The sequence below is a fragment of the Massilia jejuensis genome (genome assembly GCF_042656795.1).
GTDB lineage: Bacteria > Pseudomonadota > Gammaproteobacteria > Burkholderiales > Burkholderiaceae_D > Telluria > Telluria jejuensis.
In genome coordinates this window covers 1-15644 of record NZ_JBHSMS010000047.1, presented here as the reverse complement: position 1 = coordinate 15644, position 15644 = coordinate 1, and the positions used below count along the sequence as shown (strand labels likewise).

Annotated in this window: 14 protein-coding genes; 3 read left to right on the top strand and 11 right to left on the bottom strand. The window is 54.5% G+C overall.

The genetic code is table 11. The features are described 5' to 3' along the window. Nucleotides 1–90 precede the first annotated feature (90 nt). Nucleotides 91–1827, top strand: a complete 1737-nt coding sequence (locus tag ACFPOU_RS15400; protein WP_379722944.1) for a thiamine pyrophosphate-binding protein — start codon at nt 91–93, stop codon at nt 1825–1827. A gap of 31 nt (nt 1828–1858) precedes the next feature. Continuing rightward, nucleotides 1859–2644 (top strand): GntR family transcriptional regulator, encoded by a 786-nt coding sequence (locus tag ACFPOU_RS15395; RefSeq protein ID WP_379722941.1) that lies wholly within the window; start codon nt 1859–1861, stop codon nt 2642–2644. A gap of 467 nt (nt 2645–3111) precedes the next feature. Here ACFPOU_RS15395 and ACFPOU_RS15390 read toward each other — a convergent pair whose 3' ends face one another. From ACFPOU_RS15390 to ACFPOU_RS15345, 10 genes are all read right to left on the bottom strand, one after another. Further along, on the bottom strand, nt 3112–4296 hold the full coding sequence (locus ACFPOU_RS15390; RefSeq protein ID WP_379723303.1) for an acetyl-CoA C-acyltransferase family protein: 1185 nt from the start codon (nt 4294–4296) through the stop codon (nt 3112–3114). A 213-nt stretch (nt 4297–4509) separates the two neighbouring features. Further along, nucleotides 4510–5487, bottom strand: a complete 978-nt coding sequence (locus tag ACFPOU_RS15385; protein WP_379722938.1) for an AEC family transporter — start codon at nt 5485–5487, stop codon at nt 4510–4512. A 253-nt stretch (nt 5488–5740) separates the two neighbouring features. Then, nucleotides 5741–6115 (bottom strand): DUF6285 domain-containing protein, encoded by a 375-nt coding sequence (locus ACFPOU_RS15380; protein WP_379722935.1) that lies wholly within the window; start codon nt 6113–6115, stop codon nt 5741–5743. Next, a complete protein-coding gene (locus tag ACFPOU_RS15375) occupies nt 6115–7131 on the bottom strand; it encodes a phosphotransferase family protein (RefSeq protein ID WP_379722932.1) in 1017 nt (338 codons plus the stop codon). The genes ACFPOU_RS15380 and ACFPOU_RS15375 overlap by 1 nt, the downstream gene beginning before the upstream one ends. A 13-nt stretch (nt 7132–7144) precedes the next feature. After that, the gene (locus ACFPOU_RS15370; RefSeq protein WP_379722929.1) at nt 7145–7927 is read right to left on the bottom strand and encodes an SDR family NAD(P)-dependent oxidoreductase; all 783 of its coding nucleotides are present in this window, start codon (nt 7925–7927) and stop codon (nt 7145–7147) included. Further along, nucleotides 7924–9117, bottom strand: coding sequence for an acyl-CoA dehydrogenase family protein (locus tag ACFPOU_RS15365; protein WP_379722926.1), 1194 nt, complete (start codon nt 9115–9117; stop codon nt 7924–7926). Before ACFPOU_RS15365 ends, ACFPOU_RS15370 begins: the two co-directional genes overlap by 4 nt. A gap of 281 nt (nt 9118–9398) precedes the next feature. After that, nucleotides 9399–10262 (bottom strand): transporter, encoded by an 864-nt coding sequence (locus ACFPOU_RS15360; RefSeq protein WP_379722923.1) that lies wholly within the window; start codon nt 10260–10262, stop codon nt 9399–9401. A 125-nt stretch (nt 10263–10387) separates the two neighbouring features. Further along, nucleotides 10388–11947, bottom strand: coding sequence for an aldehyde dehydrogenase (aldA, locus tag ACFPOU_RS15355; protein WP_379722920.1), 1560 nt, complete (start codon nt 11945–11947; stop codon nt 10388–10390). Between the two features lie 29 nt (nt 11948–11976). Next, a complete protein-coding gene (locus ACFPOU_RS15350) occupies nt 11977–13707 on the bottom strand; it encodes a PQQ-dependent dehydrogenase, methanol/ethanol family (RefSeq protein ID WP_379722917.1) in 1731 nt (576 codons plus the stop codon). A gap of 64 nt (nt 13708–13771) precedes the next feature. Further along, entirely contained in the window at nt 13772–14374 is a 603-nt protein-coding gene (locus ACFPOU_RS15345) for a QcrA and Rieske domain-containing protein (RefSeq protein ID WP_379722914.1), read from the bottom strand. 532 nt (nt 14375–14906) lie between these two features. Here ACFPOU_RS15345 and ACFPOU_RS15340 point away from each other — a divergent pair. After that, on the top strand, nt 14907–15149 hold the full coding sequence (locus ACFPOU_RS15340) for a hypothetical protein (RefSeq protein ID WP_379722911.1): 243 nt from the start codon (nt 14907–14909) through the stop codon (nt 15147–15149). 276 nt (nt 15150–15425) lie between these two features. Here the strand turns inward: ACFPOU_RS15340 and ACFPOU_RS15335 are convergent. Beyond that, nucleotides 15426–15644 (bottom strand): AMP-binding enzyme (locus ACFPOU_RS15335; RefSeq protein ID WP_417568526.1); only part of this gene is annotated, 219 nt, incomplete at its 5' end.

Below are 15644 nucleotides of genomic sequence, written 5' to 3'. Positions count from 1 at the left end.
TAGAATTATTGGGTCAGCCGCTTAAATTCGTCCATGCGTTGCCAGTCGCCATGACGCTTGGCCATCGTTTGTTTCCCATCAGGAGGTAACATGACCGTTAAGACAATTTCCGACAAGTCCGCCGCTGCGCTCATTGCCAGATTCCTCAAACAGCGTGGCGTCAAGCGGGTCTATAGCCTGTGCGGCGGCCATATCATGCCGATTTGGATGCGTCTCGACGCTGAAGGGATCCAGATCGTCGATGTACGCGATGAACGGGCCGCTGTATATATGGCCCATGCGGAGGCCCAGCTGACAGGAAATTTCGGTGTTGCCCTGGTGACGGCGGGCCCTGGCGTAACGAATGCCATGACGGGCATCGCGAACGCCCATGTCGCACGCGTCCCCTTGCTGGTATTGTCAGGTACACCGCCCTCCCCTCAAGAAAACCGGGGAGCGCTGCAAGACATGGTGCATACGGATCTCGTTCGCTCAATCACACGCTACGCCAGAACGGTCCGTCAGCCGGAGCTGGTTTTACAGGAATTGGACGAGGCAGTATCACGGGCCAGAGGCGAGGCAGGCGACCCCGGCCCGGTCTATCTCGACTTTCCTGTGGACACGCTACGAAGTGAGGTCCCGTCCGCCGTCCAGCTGCCAGAACATTTCTTACCGAGGGCCCTGCCACGGCTACTACCTGATCCGATCGCTGTTCAGGCAGCAGTCGATCTCCTGTGGTCGGCTAAACGCCCATTGTTCATCTCGGGACGTGGCGCGCAAGCTGCTGGGGAATCGCTTTGCCATTTGCTGACCTGCCTGAATGCCGCCTATCTCGATACAGGCGAAAGCCGCGGACTGGTGCCGGAACAGCACACGTCTGTCGTGGCCGCCATGCGCAGCAAAGCAATGGAACAGGCCGATCTGATTGTGACAGTAGGCCGCCGCCTGGACTTCCAGCTTGCCTACGGCTCGCCCGCGATCTTTGGAGAAGCGCGTTTCCTTCGTATTGCCGACTGCGCCAGCGAACTGCGCGACAACCGTCGAGGCGAGGTAGAGTTACTGGCTTCTCCAGAGATGGCGCTGCAAGCAATCCTTCATGCTGCCGGTGACCGGAAGCCAGCCACTGACAAGCAGTGGGTTGAAGGGCTGAGAGTAAAGCATTCTGAGCGATCAAATAAACTGGTGGAATCCATGCGTACAGTACAGCCCGGCTCAGACGGCTTAATGCATCCCAACCGGCTCTTGTCAGCGATTCGGGATACAATGCCAGATGATGCTATTGTAGTTGCCGACGGTGGAGATTTCTTGAGCTTCGCGCGCGTGGGTCTACCGGCAACAACTTATCTCGATCCCGGCTCGCTTGGTTGCATCGGCGTGGGCACACCTTTCGGCATTGCCGCAAGCCTTGCCTGTCCCGAAAGGACAGTGATTGTCGCAACCGGCGATGGAGCGTTCGGATTCAACGCCATGGAACTTGACTCGGCAGTGCGCCACAAGGCTCCCCTCCTGGTTGTCGTCGCTAATAATGGTTCCTGGGCGATTGAAGTACGTGACCAGCAAGAGACACATGGAAAAGTGACTGGAACGCGCCTTCGATTTTCCGATTATGCGGCCATGGCCCGCTCACTGGGCATGCATGCCGAGCGCGTCGAAAAAGCGGAAGATTTACCCGCGGCAATAGAGCGGGCAATGGCCAATCGACCTGCTCTGCTCGATGTTTTGGTGACACCGGAAGCAGTGTCGTCAGATGCCAGATCCGGTCTTGCCTGGGTTCCCGACCTTCAAGCGCTTTCGGCCTGGGACGATGCCGAACTCGCGTGGCGGCAGGAAGCGAGCGAGACTTTGTAATAATTGAACGTTTTGTATGAGGTCGCGCGCCATGAAAGAACTGGAAACGAACGAAATCGAGACTTACCCGAATTTGGTTGAGCAGGTCCATAAGGCGGTTCTTACTGCTATTTCAGAAGGTCGGCTTCGTCCCGGTGCACGCATCATCCAGGAAGGGGTAGCTCGAGTGCTCGGGGTATCCAGGCAACCAGTGCAGCAAGCCCTGCTCCTTCTGAAGAATCAGGGCGTTCTGCTCGATGCCCCGGGCCGCGGCCTTCAGGTTGCGCCTCTCGATCTTGGCTATGTGCGCAATATGTATGACATGCGCGCCGTAGTCGAGGGTCTGGCGAGTAGAAGAGCTGCGTCGCTCAATGCGACCAGGGCCAAGAAGGAAGGGCCAGCCTACATTCAAGCCGGCATGGATGCCGTTGCCGAACAGTCATACCGGAAGATGATTGTTGCCGACATGGCCCTCCATCAATTCATCTACGACCTTGCAGAAAACCCCCTGATTCCAGTTGCAATGGATGCCCACTGGATTACCGCACAGCGAGTCATGGGTCAGGTCTTGAATAAGGAGGAAAAGCCACGCAATATCTGGACCCAACACGCGGATATTCTGGAAGCGATTGGAAGCGGTAACGAAGAGCAGGCGGAAAAACTGGCTCGGCTGCATATCTCTGCCGCAGCTGACTTCATGATTAACTGCCTGGAGGAGAGTCAATTTTCGGCTAGCCTCAAGCAAGATCAGGACGCTCATGTGTTAATGGCTGTGGAAAGCGATACGCGCGATTCAAAGCGTAAAAAGCTCGCTCAGATCGATCTGGCGGCCCATTGATGATCGGCAGTTACGCCAACATTCGCTCGAGAATGACTTTGTTGCGCAGACAATGCCGGCGCGCGAATCCAAACCCCGGCGCTTCATGGCCTGGCCGCCCTACAGGCGGCCCGAGTCGCATAAAGCAACTGTGACAATGGCGGCAGGTACCTGCCGCGCAACCACCCAGCCGGAAGGCGGGCAATCACGCATTCGCCCGGCAGCTTGATCAGCATTTGCTGATTTCGCAGCGTCACCCTGTGCTACCAGTCCAGGTTTTCCAGAATCTTCGGCCGGGCCGCAGCGCGTCACCTGACATGAGCATTCGATGCTTCTGCACCCAGCCTTGCCTCATTCCATCGTCTTACCCCTGCAACGTGCGACGTGCGACGTGCGACGTGCGACATGATATTTTGCCGATGTTTACGGGCATCGGCAGTGTACGCAGTCGCAGGCGTTCGTACGTCTGCACTTTGCCAACACAGCCTTTACAGGCGTTCGATTACCGCCGCGATACCTTGGCCACCGCCGATGCACATGGTAATCAAGCCGTAACGCTTTCCGACCCGTTGAAGTTCATACAAGCACTTAACGGTAAGAATCGCGCCACTCGCCCCAAGCGGATGACCGAGCGCAATCGCACCGCCATTGACGTTGGTACGTCCAGGGGCAAGGTCAAGGCCTTGACACACACTCAGCGACTGCGCCGCAAATGCCTCGTTCGACTCGATGACGTCCATATCGTCCAGACTGAGCCCAGCTTTCTTCAACGCAATTTTGACTGCGGGGATCGGCCCGGTTCCCATCAAAGACGGCTCTACGCCTGCGACAGCGTACGATACCAAGCGCGCAAGGGGCTGTACACCTTCACGCACCGCAGCGTCTGCGCTCATCAGGACGCAGGCTGCGGCGCCGTCGTTGATACCTGATGCGTTCCCTGCCGTGACCGTTCCGCCATCTTTCTTGAATGCCGGCCGAAGCTTCGCCATGGATTCAAGCGTCAGTCCTTCCTTTGGATATTCGTCGGTATCGAAGAAAATGGTTTCCCCGCGCCGCTGCAGCTCGATCGGCACGATCTGCTGCCTGAAATAACCGGCGGCAATCGCTGTCAAGGCACGACGCTGGCTTTCCAATGCAAACGCGTCCTGCGCCTGCCTGCTTATACCGAATTTCTCCGCAACGTTTTCCGCTGTCACGCCCATATGACCTGCGCCGAACGGATCGGAAAGCGCGCCCGTCATCATGTCGATCATTGGCGTATCGCCCATGCGTGCGCCCCAGCGCGCCGCGAGTACGGAATATGGAGCACGGCTCATCGTTTCCACGCCACCACCCACGGCTACCTCGGTGTCGCCAAGCTGGATTGCATTGGCCGCCGACACAATTGCTTGCAGGCCAGATCCACATAGCCGGTTTAGCGTTAAAGCGCTTGAATCCTTCGACATGCCGCTGTTGATGCCGGCCACTCGCGACAGGTACATGTCGCGCGCTTCGCAATGGATGACGTTGCCAAGGACAATTTGTCCAGCTTGCATGGGATCGACGTTTGCTCGCAGGAAAGCGGCCTTGACCACTTGCCCGCCAAGGTCGCATGCCGAGATATCCTTCAGTCCACCGCCAAATGAACCAACAGCGCTGCGCGCTGCGCCCACGATGACGACATCTTTAATCATTGCCATGATTTCCCTCCTTGATAAAATTTTACAGATATGCGCATGCCGAATTCGAACCGCAATCAATCCCGAATCCGCCTTCCTGCACACGTTGCAATACGTGATGAAGTGATGAGGCTCCGGGATTACTGCCGTTGCCGGGTGGTTTGGACGAACTGACCGGCCAGGCCAGATGTTCTAGCTGTTATCAGGATCACAGGGCTGTTAATTCGCCTAGATCGAATCGCCGAAAAACAGGGCTAAAACAAATGACAGGGTAAAAAACGACAAGGTCGTGGAAATAAGAACTATATAAGCGATCCTTTCCGTCCTCGCCCCGAAGCGTTCCGCCAGAATTGAAACATTGCTGGCGCTCGGCAGCGCAGCCACGAATACCAATACACTTAACGACAACCAGTCCAAGGGCAATCCGGCCTTCATCGCAAGACTTCCAATCCCGAAAACCAGCAGCGGATGGAGTACCAGCTTGTACGAGACAATTAGCATAGTGTCACTGGCCATATGTTGTTTTCCCGGACTGCCGGCCGCCGTCATGTGGGATCGCGCCAATACGGTACCGATGGCAAACAGCCCCATAGGCGAACCAGTGTCCGCCAGCATTTCAATGACGTGCATGATCGGGCCATGCACTCTCAAGTTCATGTACGATGCAGCGCCGCCCAGGAGAATAGCCCATGGCAAAGGATTTATGATTACGCCTTTTAACGCGTCTTTAACAGTTCGATACATCCCCGCCCCGCTCCCATTTGACAAGCGCGACAACGCAATACACAGTGAGGACGTAATAATCATATCGATTGAAAGCGATATGATCAGAGGGCCGGCGACCTTTGGTCCAGCAATGCTCACAAGCAGGGGCATACCCATAAAACCCGTATTTGGGAAAGAGGCAACAAGCGCCCCGAACGCCGCGTCATTCCATCCAGTATCGCCCTTTCGTGTTGTTAATATTGCTATTACAACAATCAGAAGGGCTGCTGTGCAGTAGGTGGCAAAGACCGAATAATTAAGTAATTTTTCGATCGGCGTACCCGCCCCGAACCGGAATAACATGCAGGGAAGAGCAAAGTACAATACAAAAACGTTCAAGCCCGGGATGGCTTCGAGAGGCAGGAGCTTGAATCTTGTCGCTCCATATCCGCAAAGAATAATCGCAAAAAACGGGAAAGTAGCCAGGAAAATCTTCGTCATGAGGTAGCTACCCTCACGAATGATATCAAATTATGTAAATACAACCCCATGTGGCTGCCTTATGTATGCATCATCAATTTTTATCGATGACCGATCTGCATGCAAAGCTGAAAAGTGTGAGCGGTAATGGCCTGTTATTCCCTTGCAAGGAGCTGGCTTTCCATTGCCTGACTCATTACCAAGTCATACGTCAGTCGACATTGATTATTCAATAATGCGTCAAGAACGCTCGACGACCCTGTTATGACTCTCGTCAGGCATCACCGGAATCGAGTATCTTCGGGTTGCTTTCCATAAGCCTCTGCCGCCCTGCATGCCTCAAATGGGACAGTATTTTTTCCCGTTGCGGTTGCCCCGGATCGCCAGCGCCCTCTCTGATGATCCGCGCGAAATCCTGGTTAGCGGCTAACAGTGTCTTGCATTTTTCCGGTAGAAATTCCTGGAGCTCAGCCAGCTCCTCCGACTCATACCGGCGAACTGATTTGAATTGCCTTGACGCAATTGCCATTGCATTCAAAATCATCAGCGCCGCATGCTTATGGTCGGCGCCAATCGTCGGCAGTAGATGAACGCGAAATAAATCTTGGGCACATTCAAGCAATGCGTCCCCTTGTGGAAGCTGCTGCATCAGTCTTTCTCCGTCAGGTTTAATATTTCCCATTCGAGCTCGGGGACGATATGCCCCGTTAGAGCGAGCAAAAGAGAGTTTTCCTCGCCGCTCATCTGGCGATCGGCCTGCTGGAGCGCTATGACCGCCCATTTTACATGCGCCATCACTTCCCAATATTTGATCGATATTCTGTCAATTAGCTTCTTCGATTCATTTTCGTATCCACTATAGAAATCCGCACGGTCGCCGATGCCGCCCGCTTCAGCAGCTACGTTCCCAAAACGCCAGCATTTCGCGCAAAACCAGCCGATATCCTCCATCGGATCGCTCCAGCCGGCAAATTCCCAGTCAAGAATCCCGGTCAAGCCATTCTCGTTGACCATGTAATTGCCGGTACGGTAATCGCCATGACAAAGCGTGGTGGTAGTTTGCACGGGGGCGTGGCGCTCCAGCCAGCGCAATCCCCATTCGAGGGCGGGATAAGCCGTAGGGCATGAGTCAAGGAAAGCGCGGTACTGCTTTACTCGACGTTCTGCAGGCGTCTCGTCAGTGAGTGGGAGAAAATCAAGTTCTGGGTGCGGAGGACGAATCGAATGTATTCTTGCGAGCTCTTTCCCCAGACGTTCAGCCAATCCTTTGCGGTGGCTCGTATAAGCAGCGTTCCTAGCCAGGAGGTGGCCGGCCGCCGTTCCATCGATACACCGCATGATGAAGAACTGGCGCCCGATGACCGTTCGGTCATCACATAACCACAGAGGCTGGGGAACTGTTACACCGGCATTGAAGACAAGCTTTAGAAGAGCAAATTCTTCAGCGCGATTATGGCTGATCGCAACGCCTGCAGTAGTAGAATCGCAACGCAGCACGAGGGACATAATACCGTCAAATGGCCCCCCAACAAACTGCGTTTCGATGAGCCAGTTTTCCTGGACAGCACCACCCGACAACAGCTTTGCGCTGCAAATATTTACACTGGACGCGTTTGCTGCTGTTGCAACAAATCGCTCAACTGCAATGCGTAGTGCTTCTTCCATAGATTTCACCAGACTAGAGGGTACTGACGAGATGGCCGCGATCAACGGCAACGCAAGTGCCCGTCATGGCACGGCCTGCGTCCGATGCAAGTAACAGGAGCGGGCCGTCAAGGTCAGACAATTCGCAGAAACGACGGCTAGGGATGCGCATCCGGAGCTTCTCTCCGGCCTGGCTTGTAAGAAATTCCCGGTTCAGTCCTGTTATTACGTAACCTGGTAACAGTGCGTTGACCCTGATGGAGTAACGGGCAAGCTCAAGTGCCATTGCCTTGGTTGCCTGCACTAGGCCTGCTTTCGAAATTGCATACGGTGCGACTCCGCCAGCAACGCGTTCGCCAAGAACCGACGCAATGTTTATGATGGAACCTGACTTCCCAAGGGCAACCATACGTCGCGCCGTCTCGGTTGAAATAAGCCACGAACCTTTGAGGTTCGGATCGATCACGCTGTCCCAGTCTTCTTCTGTCTGCTCCAACAGAGGCTTTGTAACGGTATTCCCGGCGCAATTCACGAGAATGTCAGGCACTCCCGCTAATGAAATTGCCTGGTCCAGAGCCCTGCTGATCGAGGCGGCGTCCGTGACATCCATTTCAACACAATGAGCCTGGCCTTGTTTTGCCCGGATCGACTCAACCAGATCCTGCAATTTATCCAGGCGACGTGCGGCGACAACGACCACGGCTCCTGCGCCAGCTAATAATTCGGCGAAGTGTCGCCCGAGACCACTCGAGGCACCTGTGACAAGTGCGATCCGTCCGTCGAGGCCGAAAAGGTTTTGCAAGGCTGCGTGGTTCATTGGCGCTCCGAGTGGCTGTTTGGCTTTGCTTTTTTACCCGCGACAATCTGCCTGCCCAGGCTGAATCGGTGAACTTCGCTCGGACCATCGTAAATACGAAAAGCCCGCATATCCGCGAAAATCCGGGCGACGATCGTTTCGTGGGTGACGCCCTGTCCACCAAGGATCTGGACACTGCGGTCGACAACTCTCCACTCGGCTTCGGAGCACACCACCTTAGCGCGGCTGGATTCGAAATTGCATCGCTCGCCCTGGTCAAGGAGCCATGCCGTATGCAGGATATGGAGGCGAGCAGTGTGGAGATCCATCTCGTTGTCAGCGAGCATGAAACTTACCCCTTCATGATCACCGAGCACACGGCCAAAGGCTTCACGTCGACGCGCATATTCGAGCGCTATATCGTGCGCCCGGCGAGCCTGCCCAAGCCATCGCATGCAATGAGTTAACCGCGCAGGTGCCAGTCGGACCTGTGCATAGCGCATGCCCTTGCCAACTTCACCCAACACATCATTAGCGGGCACACGCAAATTTTTTATGCGCAAAACCCCATGACCGCCGGTAAAGCATGTATCCAGCGCACCCATCGTCCGTGTCAATTCGATTTCGGGGCGGTCCATATCGGACAGGAACATGGTTGCGGTGCCATCCTCCATCTTTGCCATGATAATGGCGAAGCCGGCGCCTTTCGCCCCGGTAATGAACCATTTTTCGCCATTAATAATAAAGTCATCCCCGTCCTGCACCGCTGTCGTTTGCAGCATTGAAGGATCTGCACCGGCGCCGGGCGAGGGTTCAGTCATGGCGAAGCAGGAGCGGATTGTCCCCCCGATTAACGGCTTCACCCACCGATCTATTTGCTCCGGCGTAGCGATTGCCTCCAGGAGATGAATATTACCTTCGTCAGGAGCATGGATGTTGAATGCCACGGGACCCAACGGCGAGTAGCCAGCCTCTTCAAAAACGATGGCTTTGGCGACATGGCTAAGCCCAAGTCCTCCGTGCTCGACAGACGCATGCGGGGTCAGTAAGCCTGCCTTTCGTGCTTTGTCGACGAGATCGTCGCGCAAGCTTTCATCCGGACCATGTGGCGTCTGCCGAGGATCATTTTCATAGGGAATGATTTCTTCCGTTATAAAGCGACGAACACGCTGCTGTAGCTCCAGCAAAGACGGAGGAATTGAAAAATCCATGTTGCTGCCCTTTATTCTACGGATAAGAGGCACGACTGTAGGACGTCGAGGCCTGCAGATGACGGTATTTTGTTCCGACTACTGATGAGGAAAATGCAAGGTCGGGCTTCTGATTGCTGATCTGAAGGAAAGCAATTCGTTGCGGGTTTCCTGCAAGGAGTCTTGCTCAACCGTTGACAACGAACTGCTTCCCTTGGCTTTCAGACCAACGTTTCACCCAGATCCAATATGGCAGCGACTTCGCGGATAGGCCTGCGGGAAGCGTCTATCCGCCAGGTAAGTCACCAGCTATAAACAAACCGCACGTTGAGGTTGTTGGATTCGGGCCGGGACTCTCCGTCGAGGCCTTTCTGGTAATGCACGGCGATACTCGAATTTTTGAAGGTATGGAACATGACACCGAGCGCAGCAACCGTTTCATAGTTCTTTGGAAGGCCCGACCTGGCTTCCTGACGTTCATAGTCGAGACCAACATACGGTTCAATCAGATCGGTCGCACGATATCCCAGGCGATTATTCATGTGCCAGATTTTCCCGGGACGCAGCCCCTCCACCGGTGCACCGGGCAGGTTCATGCCAAGATTGCCGGTATAGTTTATTTTATCAAACTGCGCATCGAAGATGATTGCACCGATCACATTCCACCGGTCTCCTCCTCCGACATCCTTGTCGCCAACGGGTACTTGCAGGAACAGGTCCATGCCCAGGGTCATGTTGTCTCTAGGCTTATACCAGGCCGCAAAGCCCGTCAGAGGATCGCCAATCCCGCCCAGTGATGTTCGTGTAATCTTGTCCCGAACTCCAACTTTAGGGACAATGATTTCCCAAGCCAGACCGATGTTCCGATTCGAAGCGGGAGTCCAGAAATGGACGTATTTGCTCAACGCCACCAATACATCAGTATCGCTTCCACTTATTTTTTTTCCGTTAGCATCCCATACGCGCTCGGTTTTTTGGAGAGTCGCGTATTCGACGAAGACATTGAATGGATCAAAGCCCACCGGTAGAGTGTACTCATGCGGCGCAATGAATCCACGTGACACTTGTGCTTGCGCGGAGGTGCCGATTACAGAGAGGGCGACGATGGCGATAGCGTGACTGATTGTCTTGGTGTACCGCTTGAGTCCGAGTGCCGATTTTTTCATTTTTATCCCGTATCGTGAACAAGGTATTGCAGATTATTAAAAGAGGAAACCGAAGAAGACTGGAGGATCGATAGCGCTAGCTTACTGCAGACCAGGTATCCTCCAGGCCGCTGTGATATCGACTGCTAGCCGTTGGTCTGCATATAGACGACGTGCGTTTCCATGAACTCCAACAGACCATGTTTCCCGTCGGCGCCGCCGATGCCAGACTTACGACGTCCCGCGTGGAACCCCTGCATTGCCTCGAAATGTTCACGATTAACGTAGGTTTCACCGAAACTCAATTCTCTGGTTGCTTTCATCGCCGCGTTCAGGTCACGTGTAAATACCGATGAAGTCAGCCCGAATTCTGAATTGTTTGCAAGAGCGATCGCCTCATCGAGACTGTCGACCACCTGCAAAGGCAATACCGGACCGAAGATCTCCTGCTTCATGATATCCATCTTGTCGGTGCAACCGATCAAGACCGTCGGTTCATAGTGGAATCCGGAACGATCTGAAATCTTGCCGCCAGTTAGAATCTCGGCACCATGGCTCTTCGCATCGGAGACCAGATTTGCAACCTTGGTCAACCCTGCCTTGTTGATCAGCGGACCCATATGAAGGTCTTTCTCTTTCAGTGGGTCTCCATAGCGGGTTGCGGCCATCAATTCAGTGACTTTGCTCGCGAGCGCATCCGCAATGCCGCGTTGGACATACACCCGCTCAGCGGCATTACATACCTGTCCGCTGTTGAGGACGCGAGAGTCATGCAGCGCCTTTGCTGTAAGATCAAGGTCTGCGTCATTGAGAACGATCGCTGGAGCTTTTCCCCCGAGTTCAAGGTTGACACGCGTCAGGTTACGCGCGGCGGTCTCCATGATGCGGATCCCTGCCTGTACACTTCCCGTAAATGTTACGAAGCCAACGTCTTTATGAGAAGTCAGATGCGCCCCGGTATCGCGGCCGCCGTTGACCAGGTTAAAAACGCCTGCTGGCAAGTTGCATTCTTTTACGATCTCTGCGAATAGCACTGCGTTAAGGGGCGTTTCTTCGCTCGATTTGATAACGATTGTGTTTCCGGTAATCAGGGCCGGCGCCATCTTGCGAGCGATAAGGAAAAATGGGAAATTCCACGGCAGAATTCCGGCCACAACCCCGATTGGCTTCCGATACAGATATATCGTTTCACCTGGCCGGTCGCTCTGGATGATTTCACCCTCGATGCGTCTGGCCCACTCGGCCATGTAATCGATGTAGTTGGCGGTGAAGTCGACTTCAACCCTGGCGAGCTCGAGTACCTTACCCTGTTCGGAGGCGATCATTGTGGCCAGTCGCTCCTTGTTATCCCTTAACTTGCTCGAGATTAACCTGAGGTAAGTGGCGCGCTCGATCGCGGGAAGTTTTTCCCACCCAGGTTGAGCACGCTTTGCTGCCTCGACCGCCCTATGCACGTCTGCTTCCGTGGACTCTGGTACTGCGCCTACGATTTCCAGGTTCGCCGGATTGACGACCTCAATCGTGGCGGTTCCAGTAGATTTGACAAATTCGTTACCGATAAAATTATGCTGAACTTCTTCCATTTTCATTTCCTTGATAAGGTTAATTGCAACGGCGTTCTCACATATAGCCTTGGCCGCAGCCATGCGCCCGACGAGCCGCGCTTGGAATTCGCATGTGCTTGCGCCCATGGCGTTATTTGTCAAGCGCGCCGCTCTTTTACCGCTTCACGGTTTCACTTCTTCAGTCTGTAGACCATCAACGTACCGCCTTGCGGAATTTTGAGCGGCGCAGTGTCATTCAGCCCGTTCAAGGCATTCTGCACGCGTTCAGCATCGACACCCCAGCCCGATTGAACTGCAATGTACTGCGTTCCGTCGACTTCGAAAGAAGTCGGAACGCCAGTGCTTGCCGAGGCCATTGCTGTTTCCCACAGAACTTTGCCATTAGTTGCATTCAAGGCGCGGAACTTACGGTCGGTGGTTCCGGCGGCGAACACGAGATTCCCGCCAGTGGTCAACAACGGTCCCCAGTTAATTCCAGGGTATTTATGGGTCCAGACTTGTTTTCCGGTCTTCAAATCCCAAGCTTGTATTTCGCCAATCGTGCCCGGTTTTTTTCCGTCTTTATAGCGCAAGCTGCCCAGCACTGATTCGATCGGGTAACCGATAAACAGTTCGCCTTTTTTATACTTGACATCTTCGGCCTCTCCCAGTTCGGCGCACAAATTATTGTTCGCGGGAATGTAGAACAGCTGGGTTTTTGGATTCCAGGCTTCAGGTGGCCAGTCCTTTCCACCCCACAGCGAAGGGCAGAACCCGACTGGCTTGCCCATTCCGGGACGCTTGGAATAATCGTAGGAAGGCCTTCCGGTCTTCGGGTCGATCGACGTGAATACATTGTTATGAACGAATGGCCACGCACCGACGAAACCCAGCTTGTTGGGGGTACGTTCGAGTATCCACAGGTAGCCATTACGCCCAGCATGGACTGCGGCGGAAATCTTCTTTCCCTTCACCTCGGTATCGATAAGAAGAGGGGCGGAGACCTCGTCCCAGTCCCAGGCGTCATTTGGCGTGTACTGGTGGTAGGCTTTCAGTGCACCAGTGCTGACATCGAGCGCAATTGTGGAGCTTGTGTAGAGATTGTCACCCTTTCGGCCCTCGGTTGGCCAGGGTGCCGGATTTCCCGTGCCCCAATACGCCAGGTTGCTTGCGGGGTCATATGTCCCGGTAATCCAGATCGAGCCACCGCCGTTCTTATGAGTGTCTCCGGGCCATGTATCGCCGCCCTTCTCACCTGGCGCTGCAGTAGTAAATGTGCGCCACAATTCCTTGCCGCTTTGTGCATCGAAAGCGGCCACAAAACCGCGGACACCTGTTTCACCTCCGGATGAGCCGACCATAATCTTGCCATTTGCTGCAAGCGGGGCAAGTGTCATATAGCTCAAGGCCTTCGCGTCACCGACCTTTTGTATCCATGCGACCTTGCCGCTTTTCGCGTCAAGCGCAACGAGGTGGCTATCCATTGTTGCTAGATAAACCTTGTCTCCATATAAGGCGACCCCGCGGTTTGTCGGATGCAGCTGCATCATGTCGGCAGGCAGGTCCTTTTTATAGCGCCACAATTCCAGACCAGTCTTGGCGTCGATGGCGATCAGTTGAGAGCCCGGCGTGGTGATGAACATATAGCCGCCATTGACGATTGGAGGTGCCTGATGCCCTTCGACCTGACCTGTGGCGAAAGCCCATGCCAGCTCCAGGTTGCCGACATTTTTCTCGTTGATCTGCGCCAGTGGGCTGTAGCCCCATCCTGCGTAATTCCCGCGATATTGAAGCCAGTTGGCTGGTTCCGGATTTTTAAGGCGGTCATCGGTGACCGCCTTGTAATCGGATGCAGCGCAGTTCTGTGTTGCTCCCGTCGTAGCCACAATAGCGAAAGCAAAACAGCTAAGCAGATGCTTCATACTTGTCTCCTCTTATGTTATTTTGAACTTCGGCAAGCCCGGTGCTTGTTTCTGACTTAAAAAATCACACTACTCCTGGCGGGGCGCTGAAGGGGCCTGCCACCGCCAGCTTTCCATTCACGACTTTCAATGGCACCGTCGGCAGGGCGCGGGGTGCGGGACCTGATACGACAGCGCCGGATTCGAGGGGCTGAAACATCGAAGCATGACAAAAACACGCCAAAACCTTTGTTTTTGACATCCAGGTTTTAACTTCGCAGGATTGGTGAGTGCAGATTGCAGAGAATCCCAATACACCGTTTGCCGCTAATGATTTTGTTTTTTCATCAAAACTGCTTTCCTCGAGACGCAGGAGAAGCACTTTGTTCAGGCGTGAGCCTGAGCGGATGGTCTTGGTCTTGGGATCGTACGGAAACGCCAGCACTGGCTTTCCGGGTTTTAAATCGGCTGGTGTCAACGGTGCTGCGCCGTCTTCGGCGTCGTCAGCAACAAGCAAGTCATCGAGTTTCAGTTCGACTTTTCCGCCAGTGCTTGCCGGCTCTGCAGAAAAAGCGGAACCGCAAAGGCCCAGTGTGGCCCCAGCCGCGGCAATCTTGATTACTTTGCGGCGCTGCTCATTTTCAAGCGTCGTGTCTGGACCGCCGTTCAACTTCATTTCATCACACATTTTGTCTCCATCCTTTTGTGCGCCGATCTGGTTGCCTTTTCAGGGACGTCGAAACCCCTGATTTTGAAAAATCAGCTTGGTAAAGATCAATAATATGAAGAAACCCCGTTCAGAGTATTTGTTTTTCGGGATGCTTTCTTCGGCACTCAACCTACTGCTGCAAATTTATCACACTGAATTCAGAATGCAACTGAAATTTTGCGGCTGAGTGAGGCTTGAGTGTCAGATTGGCAACACAGCATGTTGAGGAGGCGAAAGCAGGTGACGGCGGCCGCCAGTGCAGCAGCACGGCGTGGATCGCCCAGGCTGCCCTCCCCGGAAATGGCTGCGTAACTTGCCAAAGCCGGGAACTAAGTACTCGGCGGGAAATAAATGTGAATTTTGGCAAACAGAAGCGGATGCGGTGCAAGGCGGCTACTGTGCCGCAGTGCGAGCTCTGCAAGCGCCGCAAGCGAACAGGAAAAGCGGACGCCAAGGGTGAACGTGTAGACGAGGTAGACGACGTGGCCGCAAGGGCCGAGGCGCATGATCTATGGGAAGCATTGTCGCTGCTGGTCATGACCCCGTGAAACTGACAGCACTGATATACCAGGCGCTAGCCGAAGGGGATGCGTCGAAGGCAGTCATTGCCCAATATGCGGCGCATCTCATAGCCACTGGCAATAACGGACAAGGTGAAAATCTGCTTAGCAGGCTGCCGCCTTATCTACAGCGAGCAGCTATCCACCTCAATGGCAAGAAAGAAAAGGTAGCTGGAGCACGACAGTTCCGGTAATTACTGAACAGGACCCGACAACGCTAGCGACGCTCGCACCGGATCTCAGCGTCGACGATCCAGAGCGGCGAGCAGTTCTTTTCGCGGGCCGCTCACGCGACATTAACGCTGCTCCAGGCAGCGGTAAAATGTCGCGATGCAGAGTACGGACTTCCCGGGAAAGTTTGACGATCATTCGCATGGAGTCGAGGAAATACATCAGCTCCCCCCGCCCCCATCGGACGCCCTACTTTTCCGGGAAATACGTAATTACCGGACATTCGTTCGACCGCTCCGTCAAATCGATTCCCTGAGCTGCTCCAGGATCGCCGGGTTTTCCAGCGTCGACACGTCCTGGGTGATGGTTTCGCCCTTGGCCAGCACGCGCAGCAGGCGGCGCATGATCTTGCCCGAGCGCGTCTTCGGCAGGTTGTCGCCGAAACGGATCTCTTTCGGCTTGGCGATCGGACCGATCTCCTTGCCGACCCAGTTGCGCAGCTCGGCGGCCAGCTTCTT

Bases quoted from the DNA above. Each gene is read 5' to 3' on its own strand.
- ACFPOU_RS15395 (WP_379722941.1), top strand. From the start codon at position 1,859: ATGAAAGAACTGGAAACGAACGAAATCGAGACTTACCCGAATTTGGTT.
- ACFPOU_RS15385 (WP_379722938.1), bottom strand. From the start codon at position 5,487: ATGACGAAGATTTTCCTGGCTACTTTCCCGTTTTTTGCGATTATTCTT.
- ACFPOU_RS15400 (WP_379722944.1), top strand. From the start codon at position 91: ATGACCGTTAAGACAATTTCCGACAAGTCCGCCGCTGCGCTCATTGCC.
- ACFPOU_RS15360 (WP_379722923.1), bottom strand. From the start codon at position 10,262: ATGAAAAAATCGGCACTCGGACTCAAGCGGTACACCAAGACAATCAGT.
- ACFPOU_RS15380 (WP_379722935.1), bottom strand. From the start codon at position 6,115: ATGCAGCAGCTTCCACAAGGGGACGCATTGCTTGAATGTGCCCAAGAT.
- ACFPOU_RS15350 (WP_379722917.1), bottom strand. From the start codon at position 13,707: ATGAAGCATCTGCTTAGCTGTTTTGCTTTCGCTATTGTGGCTACGACG.
- ACFPOU_RS15390 (WP_379723303.1), bottom strand. From the start codon at position 4,296: ATGATTAAAGATGTCGTCATCGTGGGCGCAGCGCGCAGCGCTGTTGGT.
- ACFPOU_RS15375 (WP_379722932.1), bottom strand. From the start codon at position 7,131: ATGGAAGAAGCACTACGCATTGCAGTTGAGCGATTTGTTGCAACAGCA.
- ACFPOU_RS15345 (WP_379722914.1), bottom strand. From the start codon at position 14,374: ATGTGTGATGAAATGAAGTTGAACGGCGGTCCAGACACGACGCTTGAA.
- ACFPOU_RS15370 (WP_379722929.1), bottom strand. From the start codon at position 7,927: ATGAACCACGCAGCCTTGCAAAACCTTTTCGGCCTCGACGGACGGATC.
- ACFPOU_RS15340 (WP_379722911.1), top strand. From the start codon at position 14,907: ATGGGAAGCATTGTCGCTGCTGGTCATGACCCCGTGAAACTGACAGCA.
- ACFPOU_RS15365 (WP_379722926.1), bottom strand. From the start codon at position 9,117: ATGGATTTTTCAATTCCTCCGTCTTTGCTGGAGCTACAGCAGCGTGTT.